Here is a 13,554-nt window from a genome sequence, read left to right as displayed (position 1 = left end):
TTAACGGACAGGGGCAGAACGGCCAATAAGGGAACTCCCTTATGCCGGAAACAGGGACTCCTCAACGGCATGCAGCCACTCGACGGGCGCAAAAGGCTTGGCGAGGATCAGCCTCGCCCCGGCCCTTTCGGCACGCCGGGCCAGGTCACTGTCGGGCCATGCGGTCAGCACGACGGTGGCGATCTGTTTTCCGGAAGCTTGCAGGGATTCGAGCAACTCCGCCCCGTTCATGCCCGGCATCTGCAGGTCGAGGACCAGGCACTCGGAGTTGCCTTTGGGAGCATGAGGCGCGTTGAGGTATTCGTGGGCGCTGGCGTAGGGCCGGACCAGCCAGCCGCGGGCCTCACCCAGCAGGGACAGGCTGCTCCTGACGGCCTCGTCATCATCCACGACATGGATCACCGGCTGCTCCGTTCCAATATTCATGTTGGCTTCCTGGAAGGTCGGTGCCTCCGGCAGGAAATGGAGTTCGATTGAAGCATGAAGCCGGAAGTGTACCGGTGACGAGCGTCAAGAAATCTTCACGTCTGCGAAATAGTGCTAGTCCGAGGCCAGTTTGTCGAACGCCGGTTTCATGCGCGCCAGGTCGGCCGCTCTCCTGAGGCCCAGCTTCTTCATCGCCCGACCGCGGTGGATTTCGACGGTGCGCTCGCTGATGCCCAGCTCCAGACCGATCACCTTGTTCGTCACGCCCGAGGCCGCCTGGTGGGCCACCTCGAACTCCCGTGGCGTCAAGCGCGAGAGCAAGGACTTCTCGGCCTCGGAGGATTCCCGCTCGGCCATCCTGCGCTTGTGCTCGCCGACGCACTGTTCGACACGATCGATCAGGGTCGCCGCGTTGAGCTGGTTCTTCTGCAGGAAGTCCACCGCGCCGCTCTTGAGCGCCTTGACCGCCGCCGGGACATCGCCGTGACCGGTCAGGAACACGATCGGCACATCCCAGCCGGACTCATGGAGGCTTTCCTGCACTTCGATACCGTTCAGCCCGGGCATGTTGAGATCCAGGAGCACGCAGGCGGGCCCGTCGGGGGGACCGTGGCGGAGCAGTTCCTCACCGGTCTGGTGGCGGCGGGTGCGGAAGCCGGCGGTCTCGAGCAGAAGCTGCAGCGACTCCTGCACCGGATCATCGTCGTCGACGATCACGATCGTGCCTCTTGCGCCGTCAAAGTCATTCATTGCCGGCATCCTCAAGTGGCAGGGTGAAACTGAACAGGGCACCGCCCTGCGAGTGGTTCTTCGCCTGGATCGAACCGCCGTGGCGGTCGATGATGGACCGACAGATGGCCAGGCCCTGTCCCAGGCCTTCGGGCTTCGTGGTGTAGAAGGGACTGAACAACTTCGGCATTCCGGTTTCGCTCAGGCCCGGGCCGGAATCCGATACCTCGAAACGAAGTTCTTCCTTCTCCGGCACCGTCAGGCAGCGGATGCGAATCCGCCTCTCGCCATCGAAATCCTTCAGAACGTCGATGGCATTGCGAACCAGGTTGAACAGTACCTGCTCGATCTGAACCCGGTTGACCCCTATCGGAGGAGCCTCCGGATCCATCATGGTCTCGACCTCGACCCCGGATGCGACGAGTTCGGAGTCGAGCAACAGGAGGACGTGCTCGACGAGCTCCTCCGGGTCGACTTCGATCCGCACATCGTCCTGCTCCCGGCGAAGGAAATTTCTCAATTGCTCGATGATCTGCCGCGCTCGCTGCCCCTGCGCGGCGATCTTCTCCAGGGCCGGTCGGAGCGAATCCACCTCACCCGGGTGGTTTTCCAGCAGCATCAGGCACGCCTCGGCGCTGGCCGAAATCGCCGTCAAGGGTTGGCTGATCTCGTGGGCGAGGCCGGTGGCAAGTTCGCTCGTTGCCGCCAGGCGGGTGGCATGCGAAAGTTCCAGCAGGTGGGTCTGTGCTTCGCGACGGGCCTTGTCTCGCTCGTCGTTCAGTTCTTCCTGGAGTCGGTGCTGTTCGGTCAGATCAACCGCAACAATGTAGAAGCCGTCCACTCCGGAAGCTTCGTCAAGAGCGGGAATATAAGTGCCGTGAATGAAGCGGGCCGGTCCGTAAAGGTAGGGAACTTCTCCATGGTATGCGGAACGATGACCGTCCACGGCCTCGCGGAAATGCGGCGCCAGCACTTCGAAGGCGCGCTCGCCGATCACGCTGGCAACGTGTTTACCGACGACGCTGGTCGGATCCAGTCCGAACCACTGCCGGTATCCGTCATTGGCGAAGCGGATATGAAAATCCGGGCCGACGTGCGCAATCAGGATGGGCAGCGCATCGAGCACCGAGTGGCGCTCGTGTTCCCAGCGCAGCCGGGTTCTCAGCGCGCGTTCCTGCTCGGTGATGTCGATACCGGTACCCACCACGCCGACGTGATTGCCGTGTTGATCGAGCAGGGCCGCATTACGCCACTGGATCAACCGCTTCTTCCCGTCACGAGTCAACCAGTGATTGATGTAGAGATTCAGTCCCTCCCCGTGGGTGAGGCGTTGGTGCACATCCTTGACCGCCGGCACTTCGTCCGGCGGGATGAGTAAGGGCCAGATCTCCCGTCCAAGTACTTCATCGGAAGAATAACCGGTCAATTCCTCACTGGCCCGATTGAACAGGGTCAGTCGTCCCCTGCTGTCGAGCACGACAACCAGCAGGCCGGAGACCTCAAGCATCGTCTCCAGCAACTCCGCGGCGAAATCCCTCAGGATCGGCTTGTCCCCATCGTCAGAATCCATCTGCCCAGTCCTGCCCGACTGTTACCTTGCTGACGAACAGTTTAGAAGTTCATTGTACGCACACTTATTGACCTGAGTCAGATGGGCGCATGCCGGCATCCTGCCCGTCTCGCGCCGGCGATTTGGTTATCCTGTTGCCTTTATAAGGACGTTCAGCTCGCGATGACCTCCCTTCACGAAGTGGCCCGTCAGACCCTGGCACTGGTCGACCTGACCCGGCTCGAGACAGACGACACCGAGGCCGATATCGAGTCCCTGTGCCGCAAGGCCGGTACGAGCTTCGGCCCGGTCGCGGCCGTCTGCGTGTATCCGCGCTTCGTTGCGACCGCCCGCCGGGCCCTGGCGGGTGCCGACCCGGCCGAGGAGGTTCGGATCGCCACGGTGGTGAACTTTCCGCGCGGCGAGGACGACGCGGAAACGGTTGTCGAAGCGATTCGAGCCGCCCTGGCCGCGGGCGCCGACGAAATCGACCTGGTCTTTCCCTGGCGCGAACTGCGGGCCGGCAATGACGAGCCCGGTCGCCGGCTGGTTTCGGCCGCGCGGGAGGCCTGCGGAGAGCACGTGCTCAAGGTCATTCTCGAGACCGGTGAGTTGACCGAGGCGGATTTGATTCGGCGGGCGGCGAGAATCGCCATCGAATCGGGTGCCGATTTCCTCAAGACCTCGACCGGCAAGGTGCCGGTCAACGCCACACCGGAAGCGGCCCGGATCCTGCTCGAGGCCATCCGCGACAGTGGGCGGGACGTTGGCTGCAAGGTCTCCGGCGGCATCCGCACGACCCGGCAGGCGCGCGAATACCTGGGACTCGCGGCGCGCATCATGGGCCCCGACTGGATCAGTCCTTCGCATTTCCGTTTCGGGGCCTCGGGCTTGCTCGACGACCTGATGGCCACCCTGGGCGATTCCCAAGCGCCCGCCCCGGACAAGGATGCGTACTGATGCAGGTGCGTGAGATTCTCGCTCGCAAGCGCGACGGTGGCGCGCTCGATCCGGACAGCATTCACGAACTCGTCGCCGGCATTACCGACGGCGCGGTCGGCGACGAGCAGCTCGGCGCCTTCGCCATGGCCGTGTTTCTCCAGGGCATGGAAGACGGCGAGTGCGTGGCGCTCACACAGGCCATGCGCGACTCCGGCCGTGTCCTGCGCTGGGATGCGCCCGCCCTGCCCGGCCCGGTGCTCGACAAGCATTCCACCGGCGGTCTCGGCGACGTCACCTCGCTGCTGATCGCCCCCGTCCTGGCCGCCTGCGGCGCCTTTGTTCCAATGATCGCCGGGCGCGGCCTGGGCCACACGGGCGGCACGGTCGACAAGCTCGAAGCGATTCCCGGCTACCAGGTCTCGCCCGATTCGGCGCGTTTTCAACAGGTCGTGCGCGAACAGGGCTGCGCCATCATCGGTCAGACGGGCGAACTGGCGCCAGCCGACCGCCGCCTGTACGCGGTGCGCGACGTGACCGCCACGGTGGAGTCCGTGCCGCTGATCGTCGCCTCGATCCTGTCGAAGAAGCTGGCCGAAGGCCTCGACGGCCTGGTGCTCGACGTCAAGACGGGTAACGGCGCGGTCATGACCGATCCCGAGCAGTCGCGTTACCTGGCACGGCGGCTGACCGAGGTCGGTACGGCGGCCGGGGTGCCAACGCACGTGCTGCTGTCGGACATGAGCCAGCCCCTGGCCGACAGCGCCGGCAATGCCTTGGAGATTCTCGAAGTGATCGATTGCCTGCGCGGGCGACCGCGACGCGAGTCCCTGACGGCACTCAGCCGAGAGCTGGCGGTCGAAGCCTTGCTGGCCGGCGGCCTGGCGCAGGACCGCGAGTCGGCCGGCAAGCGGGTCGACGAAGTTCTTGACAGCGGTCGGGCGGCCGAGCACTTCGGCGCCATGATCGAAGCCCTGGGCGGCCCCGCAGACCTGGTGGACAATCCGGAGCGGCACTTGCCCTCGGCGCCGCTCGTCAGGGCGGTTCACGCCGAGAGGCCGGGTTTCGTCGAATCGATCGATGTTCGCGCGCTGGGCATGGCCGTGGTCGATCTTGGCGGCGGGCGCCGCAAGGCCGAAGATCGCATCGATCCGGCCGTGGGTCTCGCCGGGCTCGCGCAGATCGGCGATGAAGTAGACAAGGAGCGCCCCCTGGCGCTGGTTCACGCCCGCAGTGAAGCCGACGCCGAACGAGCCGCCGCGGCCGTCCGCCGAGCCTGCCGCATCGGCGAGCGCCCGACCGAAGGGCCGGCGCTGGTGTCCGAGAGACTGATTCCCGGAGAATACTGATATGCCGCGCGCACTCGTTATCGTCCTCGACTCCTTCGGCATCGGCGCATCAGCCGACGCAGCGCGCTTCGGCGACGCCGGCGCCGACACGCTGGGACACATCGCCGAACACCGCTTCGAACAAGGCAGGCCCCTGTCGCTGCCCAACATGGCGAAGCTGGGCCTGTTCCATGCTCACCGGTCCAGTACCGGCGCGACGGCGGCGGGCATCGCCCTGCCCGGCCGGGTCGACGGCACCTGGGGCTACGCGAAGGAAGTCTCCAGCGGCAAGGACACGCCCTCGGGCCACTGGGAGATGGCCGGCGTACCCGTGCGCTTCGAATGGGCCTACTTCCGCGAGAAGGAGAACAGTTTTCCGGCCGAGTTCCTCGACGAACTGATCCGCCGCGCCGAGTTGCCCGGGGTATTGGGCAACTGTCACGCCTCGGGCACCGAGATCATCGCCCGACTCGGCGTCGAGCACATCGAGACCGGCAAGCCCATCGTCTACACCTCGGCCGACTCGGTCTTCCAGGTCGCCGTGCACGAGCAGTTCTTCGGCTTGAAGCGACTGTACCGGCTGTGCGAGATCGCCCGCGAGCTGCTCGACGAGCATTTCGGCGATCATCCTGTCGGCCGAGTCATCGCCCGGCCCTTCGTGGGCAACCACGCCGGCGATTTCCAGCGCACGGGCAATCGCCGCGACTACAGCGTGCCGACGCCGGCACCGACCATTCTGGAACGCCTGGTCGACGACGGCGGCGAGGTCGTCGCCGTGGGCAAGATCGCCGACATCTTCGCGCACCGGGGCATCAGCTCGGCGATCAAGGCCGACGGCAACCCGGCGCTGATCGAGGCCACGCTTGCCGCCATGGAGTCGGCCGGTGAACGCAGCCTGGTCATGGCCAATCTCGTGGACTTCGACATGATCTATGGTCATCGGCGCGACCCGGACGGCTACGCCGAGGCACTCGAGTACTTCGACAGGCAGCTGCCGCGATTGACGGCGAGCCTGGCAGAAGGCGACCTGCTGATCCTGACCGCCGACCACGGCTGCGATCCGACCTGGTCCGGCACGGATCACACCCGCGAGCACGTTCCCGTCCTCGCGCGGGGCGACGGACTGAATGCCGGCGGCATCGGCGCGCGGGCGAGCTTTGCGGACATCGGCCAGACCCTGGCCGGTCATTTCGGCCTCGACCCGCTGCCTGACGGCACGAGTTTCGGCCCCGACACGGCAAGACAGCCCCGGAGACAGGCATGAAGAACATCGACGAAGACCTCCTGGCGGAACTCAAGCGCCTGCGCGGCAACGCCTACGCGCCCTATTCCGATCATCCCGTCGCCGCCGTGGTGGAGAGCGGAACGGGCCGGCATTTCGGCGGCGCCAATGTGGAGGTCGCCCACTTCAAGAGCACCTGCGCGGAGGCTTCCGCCATTTCGGCGATGGCAAATGCCGGGGACCGCGATATCCGCCTGGTCTACGTGCTCGGCCCCGGCGGCCGACCCTGCCCGCCCTGCGGCGACTGCCGACAGCGCATTCGCGAGTTCGCCTCGCCGGAAACCTGGGTGGCCCTGATCGACGATGAAGGCCGCGTGCAGAAGACCTACACGATCGGTGAGCTGCTGCCGGACTCCTTCGGACCCGATCACATTCCGGGCTGAACAAAAAAAGGCCCCGCCGAAGCGGGGCCTAAATACTGCAATGGGTCTGTCTGGATCTTGAAGCTTGTGCTTACTGGCCCAGCGGCGCGGTGCGGTCGAGACCCACCGTCCAGCCCTTGGTCCAGTCTGCGCCGGTGGCCGGGAAGGCACCCGCGTGGTCGACGTTGTCGAAGAAGTCGTCTTCGAACGGAACAGCGCCGATGCCGATGGCCGGGGAACCGGCGTTGAGCATGTAGTTGTTCAGGTTCGGGTTGGCTTCGACGTTGTTCGGGTAGCTGAAGAACCAGTCGGCCACCGAGAAGGCGTCTTCGGCGTCTTCGCTGAAGGTCTCGCCGCAGCCGCCCAGGACGCTGTTCTGGATGCTCAGGTTTTCCTCGTTGAGGAAGGTCGACTCGTTGTCGATGTCGAGGCAGAACTCGCCGAAGCCGGTGGCGATGGCGTTGGCGATGTGGGCGCCCGTGCCTTCGCGCAGCAGGAAGCCGATGTCGGTGTTGGACTGACCGATGAAGGTCAGGTTGGCCAGCATCGGCATGGCGCGCGGCAGCGAGTCGTTGGCGTCGCCGTTGTTGTCGGCTTCGATGCCCTGGTCGCCGTTGTCGGTGTACTGCTTGGCGAGGACGTACTGCACCTTGCCCTGCCAGCCCTGGGTCCAGTCGAGGCTGTCGTCACCGATACCCGTCAGGACCAGGTACTTGGCGTTGACGGTGCCGCCGAAGAACTCGACGCCGTCGTCTTCGTTCAGGTGGACCTGGATGTACTCGACCGTGGTGCCGTCGCCCACGCCCTGGAAGGCGATGCCGTTGAGTTCGTTCTCTTCGCTGAACTGACGTCCGGCGTTGGACACGACGACGTAGCGCATGACGCCGCTGTTGTCGTGCGGATCGTTGCCGCCGTACTCACCGGAGTTGCCTTCGCCCTGCGCGGTGCAGGGGTCGACGCCTTCGGCGCAGCCGTTGATCGGCGCACGGCCGTTGATCACGACACCGCCCCATTCGGCGCGGGTCATGGCGTCGAGGCCGCGCATGATGATCGGGTTGTTGGCGGTGCCTTCGGCGAAGATCTGGCCGCCGGGCTTGACCACCAGGGTGTCAGTGTCGCCCAGCGTGCCGCCGATGATCTCTGTGTTGGGCTCGATCGTCAGCGAAGCGCCGTCGTTGATGATCAGCTGGCCCTGGATCAGCCAGGTGATCTCGTTGCTCAGCGTGATGTCGCCGTTCTGCTCGCCGCCGACGATGCAGGCGCCGTCGAAGGGCGCTTCCGTGGCGAAGGCCGGGCAGCCGTCGAACTCTTCCTTGATCACGCATTCGCTGCCCTGGATGACGGGGCGCAGATCCAGCGAACCGGCTCCGTCGGCGCCGTCATAGTCCAGGGTGACGCTGTTGCAGCTGTTGAACTGCAGCGTGGCGGTGCCCCAGGAGGTGTTGGTGGAGTCGCCGGACACGTAGTCGGGGCCGAAGGTGCCGCCGGTGACTTCAAGGAACTCGAGTTCGGCGGTGTCGGTGTTCTGGTCGATGGGGCCGGTGGCGACCAGCCACAGCGGCTCGCCGTCGCGGAAGGTGAACCACTGGGCGACGACGCCGTTGCCGAATTCGGACTCGCTGGAATCGATGATGTCCAGGATGAGACCGCGGCCGCTCTTGCCCTCTTCGTTGTAGTTACCGGTGAACTGTTCGTTGACAACAAAGGCGTTTGCCGACCCGATCAGCATCGATCCGGCCGCAACCGCCAGCAAGTTGCGCTTCATGTGCTTGAGCATGCTTCTTTCCTCTGCTTTCCGTTCGCAAGTGAAGGACGATGAAGACGATCTATCGTCATCTCGCTCAGCCTAGGGGGGATCAATGTCAGTCCCGTGACTCGAAGGTGACCGATTCTTGACAGCGATGTGCAAGTCGATCAGTACGACCAGCTCACACCCAGGCTGAATTCCCGGCCGCGCTTGTAGCGCTGGGTGATTTCCTCGCCCTGGCGCACTTCGAACTCGGAATCGAGCAGGTTGCCGAACTCCGCCTTGAAGTCGAACAGGTCGAACATGCGCCACCGGAAGACCAGGTCGAGATCCGGCGTGGGTTGTTCCTTCTTGTCGGGCGCGCCGAGCACGCCGACCTCGACGATGCGCTCGCCCACCATGTTGAACAGCATCGTCGCGGAGAAGTCGCGTTCCTCGTCGTCGTAGCCGATCTGTAGGTTGGCCACGTAGGGCGACTGGCCCTGAAGCGGTCGGGTTTCGTTGGTCAGGATGCCGAGATCATCGATGAAGATCTCCGATTCGATCCAGGAGTAGTTGCCGGCCACGTAGAGCCGGTCCCAGACCGATTCGATACCCAGAAAGTCGCCGAAGAAGCCGAGGCTCTTGCGCCACTCGAGCTCCACGCCGTAGTTTTCGGCCTCGTCGGCATTGGCGTAGGTGAGCCTTTGTTCCACACCGGCTTCGACGGTCACCTCGATGGGATTGACGATCGACTTGTAGAACAGTCCGACCGAGATGAGCTCGGAAGGCTCGGGGTAGTACTCCCAGCGCAGGTCCATGTGCTCGATGTCCGACGGCACCAGCTCGGCGTTGCCGATGACCTCGCGGTTGAGGACCGGGTCGGTGAACGGCGCAGGCGAGAGCTCCTTGAAGTCGGGCCGCACGATGGTCTCGGCGTAGCTGGCCCGGATCTGCTGGTTTTCCGTCAGATACCAGGTCGCGGAGAAGGCCGGCAGGCGGTCTTCGGCGGACAGGTCCGCGACCACGGGAGTGGCCTGCGGATTGAGCAGCTGGAAGGTGGTGACGTTCTGGGACCAGTCCTCCACGCGCATGCCGGCGGTCAGACGCAGCCGCTCGAAGAAGGTCATGTCGAGGTTGGCATAGCGCGCGTCGACTTCGAGCTGCGCGGTGTAGTTGTCGGTCTCGCGCGTGGAGTCCTTGATCTCGATACCGTCCGGGCCGATGAACTCGGGGTTGAAGAATTCTTCCGGGTTCAGGTTGCGGCGCACGTCGAAGGGAATCCGGTTGACGCCATCGAACTGGAAGCGGCGAATGCTCGAATCGCGCGACTTGTCCAGGCGACGACCGCCGACGCTGACGTTGCCGCTGAACCAGCCCTTCCCGAACGGCACCTTCAGGTCGAGACCGTAGTCGGTGGCGTCGTCGACCAGGTAGGAGAAGCGTCGCACGATGTTGTCTGAGCGCCGCGAGAAGATGAAGTCCGACTCGCTGTCGGGATCGTATCGGTAACGGCGCTGGTCGGGCACGTCGCGGCGCGCGCGCGACTCGGCGTAGTCCCATTCCAGGAGCGTGTCCCCCAGGAAGCCGAAGGTGTGCTCGCCGCGGAGCTGGTGGGAGAGCAGTTCGCGTTCTTCCCACTCCATCTCGGTGAAGCGCACGATGCCGTCTTCGTCCAGGTTGTAACCCTCCTGGATGAAGGTTTCGTCCTGCGTCTGGCGCAGCAGCATCGAGGTCAGGTTGATGCGGTGGTTCTCGGTGTACTGGAGCCCCGCGGTCAGGAAACCGCTGAGCTCGATGTCGCGGGTGGAGCGCTCGATCTCGTAGTCGTCGTTGGGCCGCAGGCTGCCGTCGCCCAGCGGAATGAAACTCTGGCGCTGCTCCGTGCGCGCCTGGTAGGAATCCGACCACATCACGGCCGTCGTGACGCCGGCGGTCCAGTCGTCGCTGAACTCGAACAGCTTGCCGCCTTCGATCGAGAACCCCAGATCGGGGCCGACCTTGCGGCGATCCACATCGTAGATGACCGGGAAGGACTCCCCGAGCGCCTCGATCTCTTCGGGCGTCAGGCCGTCGGGGTTGACGATGTTCTGCTCGGTGATCGTGCCGCCATCGGCGATCACCTCGGCGATCGGACCGGGCAGCTCACGCGTGCCGTCGTCCATGCCCAGGAAGTCGCGGTCGCCGCCTTCGTAGGTCAGGCCATCCTTGAAGGTCGTGCCCTGACGCCCGCCCACGGAGAGACTCATTTCGAGGAAGTCTTCTTCCGGAATGCCCCGGGTGCGGATCTCGACCACGCCACCGCCGAAGTCGCCCGGCATCTCGGGCGAGTAGCTCTTCTGCACGCGAATGGACTCGATCACGCCGGTGGGAAACAGGTCCAGGGGCACGACCTTTCGCGTCGGATCCGGGCTGGGCACGTTGGCGCCGTTGAGCAGGGTACTCGAATAGCGCTCGCCCAGCCCGCGCACGTAGATGAACTCGCCGCCGACCAGGGTCAGCCCGGTCACGCGGGCCAGCGCGCTGCCGGCGTCGCCGTCGCCGGCGCGGGAGAACTGCTCGGTGCCGATGATGTTGGCCACACCGGCGGTGTCGCGCTGCTCGGCGATCACCGAAGTCACGCTGCCCTGGATGTAGGGTTCGACGACCACGTATTCGGCCAGCTCCAGCCCGGCGGGCGGCAGCTCGAAGTTCCGTTCGGTCTGGCTGTCTTCCTGGATGGGCACGTCGTCGACGGTGCGCGTGGCGAACTCGCTGTGCAGTACGGAGACGGCGTACCGGCCGGTCGGCACTTCCACCCGGAAGCGCCCGTCTTCGTCGGTGCGCGCTTCAACAGGCGTGCCGCTGACGAAGACCCGGGCGCCGGTGACCGGCGAACCGTCCTCGGTCGACACGACCCGCCCGACGAGCACGCCGCTGCCCTGCTCTCCCACGGAAGCGTCGCCCGCCGCCCGGGGCATCGGCTGCCGGACACCTTCGTGCGAACTCTCGATACTGACCAGGGCCTTTCGATCGGGCCCGGTGAGCGTGATGATGTACTGCGCGACTTCCCCTTCGTGAAGCTCAACGGGCAGCGCCGCCAGGGCCAGTGCATGTTCGTAGACGGCCAGTCGCGTACGGCCCGGCTCGACTTTGCCGCGCCAGGCGCCGTCGGCATCGGTCGTGCCCGAGGCATCACCGATTTCCACGCGAAGCCCGGGCACGGGCCGGCCCTGCTCGAAGACGAGCACGCTGATGTCGGCCGGGCCTTCGTCCTGGGCCGCGGCGGGCACCGCGCCGAATACGAACAGGAGCGTTGCGAGAAGGACGGCCGGAAACCGCCGGGCGGACAGCGTCGTCATCGGATACCTCGGAAACATGTTGCGGTTCAGGTGCAGAGCCACGGCTCGTCGCGGCACTGCTCCATGGCCCGCCGGAGCTCGTTGGCCTTGCGGAACAGGTCGTTGCGCGTCAGCAGGCTCAGGTGGGACTCGGCCTGCTCGTAGCGGCCGGTCTTGAACAGGGCATAGGCCAGCGCGTAGCGGATGTCCTCTTCCGACAGCAGGCCCGTTCGCACCAGGTCGGGCTCCATGCCGGCGGCCTGGTCGAACCGGCCGAGCTCGATGAAGATCGCCAGGCGCTGCTTGAGCTTCTTTGCCTGGTCGATGACCTGCGCATTGAGGGTGAGCGCCTGCATCAGCCAGCCGGCGCGACGATAGAGTTCGGCGGCTTCGGCCATCAGTTCCGGATCGAGTCGGGCGGCTTCGTGCAGGATGTCGGCCGCCGGCAGAACCTGTTCGCGGTCGAGCCAGGTCTGGGCCAGGACGCGCGCCAGGCGCACGTTGTCGCTGTCTTCCAGGCGGGCGGCTTCGAGGATGCGCAGGGCCTGGTCGGTTTCGCCGGCCTCGCGCAGGGCATTGCCGATGGCCAGGGCATCGCTGACGGTCGCCTTGCCCCGGGCCATGAAGCGCTGCCCCAGATCGGCGGCTTCCTGGTAGAGCCCCTGCTCGACCAGGAGGAAGACCTGCTGGCGCGTGAAGTCCCCCGCACGGTCGGGAAAGCGTCCGGCGCCGCGCGTCAGGACTCGCCAGGCGGCGTCCAGGTCCTCCATCTGCCAGTGCGACTGGGCGCGCATCAGGTAGACCGAGGGCAATTCCGTGGTTTCGGGATTGGCGCCGTCGAGGGCGTCGAGCGTGCCGGCGTAGTCTTCCTGGCCGAAACGCGCCTGGGCCAGGTAGAGCCAGACCACGTCGGCGGCCGGGGCTTCGGCTTCGGCTTCGCCCCCGGCCTCGATGGCCCGCTCGAAGGCCGACTCGGCCCGGGCAAGCTCGTCGAGGTTCAGGGCCACCAGGCCGTCCAGGCTGTGATACCGAACCCGATCGATTTCGGGATTGTCGAAATCGACCGCGGCGAGGACGCCACGGGCCCGGTCATAATTGCCGTCGCCGATAAGCAGCGCCGCCAGCGACAGGCGATCGACCTCCTCGTCCGGCGAAGATGCCGCCTCTTCCTGGGCTGCGGCGGGTGCCGACAGCAGCGCGAGCAGCAGCAGCCAGGTTGTCAGGTAAGGCCTCATGGAATCCCGTCTCTCCTGCCGGCGCCTAGCTGAGGTCGAAGCGAATGCGCTGCTTGGCCCAGACGCGCACGTTGCGGCCCTGGTATTGCGCCGGATCGAAACGCCAGTTCTGCACGCCCTGCACCGCGGCGTCCTCGAACAGGCCGACCGGATTCGATTCGAGCACCTGCACCTTCTCGATCTCGCCGGCGGCGCTGATCAACAGCGAAAGCACCACGTAGCCCTCCACGCCCTGCTTGCGGGCCGAGGCCGGATACGGCAGCGGCGTCTGGCGGGTCGGACGCGGCGGCTGGTCGACCGAATCGTCGGTCATGACCACGTCCTGCGTGTCGCCCAACAACTCGTCTCGCAGGCTGCCCAGGTCGTCGGCGCTCACGCCCGGGATGCCCATGTCGATGCCCGACAGGGAGGTGTCGAGATCCACCATCGGCGGGTTGATGTCTCGCGAGCGGCGCGGTTCGGGCCGTTCCTGCTTGACGACCTTGCGCGGCGGCGGCTCGGGCCGCTTCTCGACCGAGAAGCTGGTCTGCTTGGCCAGCTCCTGCGAATCGGGGCCGGAGGCCAGGCGGTTGATCATCAGCAGCGTGCCGATGATCAGCACCGAGCCGGCGAACATGAAGGCGAGCCCGTAGGTCCACTTCTTGAATTCGGATGTCAT

General features: G+C 65.6%; 11 protein-coding genes. 4 read left to right on the top strand and 7 right to left on the bottom strand.

All coding sequences use genetic code 11. The features are described 5' to 3' along the window. Positions 1-39: 39 nt before the first annotated feature. From DZC52_RS04160 to DZC52_RS04150, 3 genes are all read right to left on the bottom strand, one after another. On the bottom strand, positions 40-426 hold the full coding sequence (locus DZC52_RS04160; RefSeq protein ID WP_116649867.1) for a response regulator transcription factor: 387 nt from the start codon (positions 424-426) through the stop codon (positions 40-42). A gap of 114 nt (positions 427-540) precedes the next feature. Further along, positions 541-1,176, bottom strand: coding sequence for a response regulator transcription factor (locus DZC52_RS04155; protein WP_181918766.1), 636 nt, complete (start codon positions 1,174-1,176; stop codon positions 541-543). Beyond that, a complete protein-coding gene (locus DZC52_RS04150) occupies positions 1,169-2,725 on the bottom strand; it encodes a PAS domain-containing sensor histidine kinase (RefSeq protein WP_116649865.1) in 1,557 nt (518 codons plus the stop codon). The genes DZC52_RS04155 and DZC52_RS04150 overlap by 8 nt, the downstream gene beginning before the upstream one ends. A gap of 162 nt (positions 2,726-2,887) precedes the next feature. On the opposite strand from DZC52_RS04150, the gene deoC reads away from it, so the two are divergent. Genes deoC through DZC52_RS04130 form a run of 4 tightly spaced genes read left to right on the top strand, consistent with a single transcriptional unit; the run spans position 2,888 to position 6,636 of the window. Next, positions 2,888-3,664 carry a deoxyribose-phosphate aldolase gene (gene deoC / locus DZC52_RS04145; RefSeq protein WP_116649864.1) on the top strand — a complete coding sequence of 259 codons (777 nt, stop codon included), beginning with the start codon at positions 2,888-2,890 and terminating at the stop codon, positions 3,662-3,664. Further along, the gene (gene deoA, locus DZC52_RS04140) at positions 3,664-4,992 is read left to right on the top strand and encodes a thymidine phosphorylase (RefSeq protein ID WP_181918765.1); all 1,329 of its coding nucleotides are present in this window, start codon (positions 3,664-3,666) and stop codon (positions 4,990-4,992) included. The genes deoC and deoA overlap by 1 nt, the downstream gene beginning before the upstream one ends. Position 4,993: 1 nt before the next feature. Beyond that, positions 4,994-6,235: a phosphopentomutase gene (locus tag DZC52_RS04135; protein ID WP_116649862.1), complete on the top strand. Its 1,242-nt coding sequence runs from the start codon at positions 4,994-4,996 to the stop codon at positions 6,233-6,235. Further along, positions 6,232-6,636, top strand: a complete 405-nt coding sequence (locus tag DZC52_RS04130) for a cytidine deaminase (RefSeq protein ID WP_116649861.1) — start codon at positions 6,232-6,234, stop codon at positions 6,634-6,636. The genes DZC52_RS04135 and DZC52_RS04130 overlap by 4 nt, the downstream gene beginning before the upstream one ends. Before the next feature lie 70 nt (positions 6,637-6,706). Here DZC52_RS04130 and DZC52_RS04125 read toward each other — a convergent pair whose 3' ends face one another. The 4 genes from DZC52_RS04125 to DZC52_RS04110 all read right to left on the bottom strand — a co-directional run bounded on the left by DZC52_RS04125 (position 6,707) and on the right by DZC52_RS04110 (position 13,554). Further along, a complete protein-coding gene (locus DZC52_RS04125; protein WP_116649860.1) occupies positions 6,707-8,392 on the bottom strand; it encodes a hypothetical protein in 1,686 nt (561 codons plus the stop codon). Positions 8,393-8,529: 137 nt separating this feature from the next. Then, positions 8,530-11,682: a TonB-dependent receptor gene (locus DZC52_RS04120; protein WP_181918764.1), complete on the bottom strand. Its 3,153-nt coding sequence runs from the start codon at positions 11,680-11,682 to the stop codon at positions 8,530-8,532. Positions 11,683-11,708: 26 nt separating this feature from the next. Beyond that, positions 11,709-12,896 carry a tetratricopeptide repeat protein gene (locus tag DZC52_RS04115; RefSeq protein ID WP_116649858.1) on the bottom strand — a complete coding sequence of 396 codons (1,188 nt, stop codon included), beginning with the start codon at positions 12,894-12,896 and terminating at the stop codon, positions 11,709-11,711. 25 nt (positions 12,897-12,921) lie between these two features. Further along, positions 12,922-13,554: an energy transducer TonB gene (locus DZC52_RS04110; protein ID WP_116649857.1), complete on the bottom strand. Its 633-nt coding sequence runs from the start codon at positions 13,552-13,554 to the stop codon at positions 12,922-12,924.

Origin of the sequence: Wenzhouxiangella sediminis, assembly GCF_003410055.1 — a bacterium.
Classification (GTDB): Bacteria; Pseudomonadota; Gammaproteobacteria; order Xanthomonadales; family Wenzhouxiangellaceae; genus Wenzhouxiangella; species Wenzhouxiangella sediminis.
Note: the sequence above shows the minus strand (reverse complement) of the source record. Positions and strands in the feature narration are given on the sequence as shown.

What these genes read in the sequence shown, in the direction of transcription:
- DZC52_RS04160 (WP_116649867.1), bottom strand. Translation starts at nt 426, where the DNA reads ATGAATATTGGAACGGAGCAGCCGGTGATCCATGTCGTGGATGATGAC.
- DZC52_RS04155 (WP_181918766.1), bottom strand. Translation starts at nt 1,176, where the DNA reads ATGAATGACTTTGACGGCGCAAGAGGCACGATCGTGATCGTCGACGAC.
- DZC52_RS04150 (WP_116649865.1), bottom strand. Translation starts at nt 2,725, where the DNA reads ATGGATTCTGACGATGGGGACAAGCCGATCCTGAGGGATTTCGCCGCG.
- deoC (WP_116649864.1), top strand. Translation starts at nt 2,888, where the DNA reads ATGACCTCCCTTCACGAAGTGGCCCGTCAGACCCTGGCACTGGTCGAC.
- deoA (WP_181918765.1), top strand. Translation starts at nt 3,664, where the DNA reads ATGCAGGTGCGTGAGATTCTCGCTCGCAAGCGCGACGGTGGCGCGCTC.
- DZC52_RS04135 (WP_116649862.1), top strand. Translation starts at nt 4,994, where the DNA reads ATGCCGCGCGCACTCGTTATCGTCCTCGACTCCTTCGGCATCGGCGCA.
- DZC52_RS04130 (WP_116649861.1), top strand. Translation starts at nt 6,232, where the DNA reads ATGAAGAACATCGACGAAGACCTCCTGGCGGAACTCAAGCGCCTGCGC.
- DZC52_RS04125 (WP_116649860.1), bottom strand. Translation starts at nt 8,392, where the DNA reads ATGCTCAAGCACATGAAGCGCAACTTGCTGGCGGTTGCGGCCGGATCG.
- DZC52_RS04120 (WP_181918764.1), bottom strand. Translation starts at nt 11,682, where the DNA reads ATGACGACGCTGTCCGCCCGGCGGTTTCCGGCCGTCCTTCTCGCAACG.
- DZC52_RS04115 (WP_116649858.1), bottom strand. Translation starts at nt 12,896, where the DNA reads ATGAGGCCTTACCTGACAACCTGGCTGCTGCTGCTCGCGCTGCTGTCG.
- DZC52_RS04110 (WP_116649857.1), bottom strand. Translation starts at nt 13,554, where the DNA reads ATGACATCCGAATTCAAGAAGTGGACCTACGGGCTCGCCTTCATGTTC.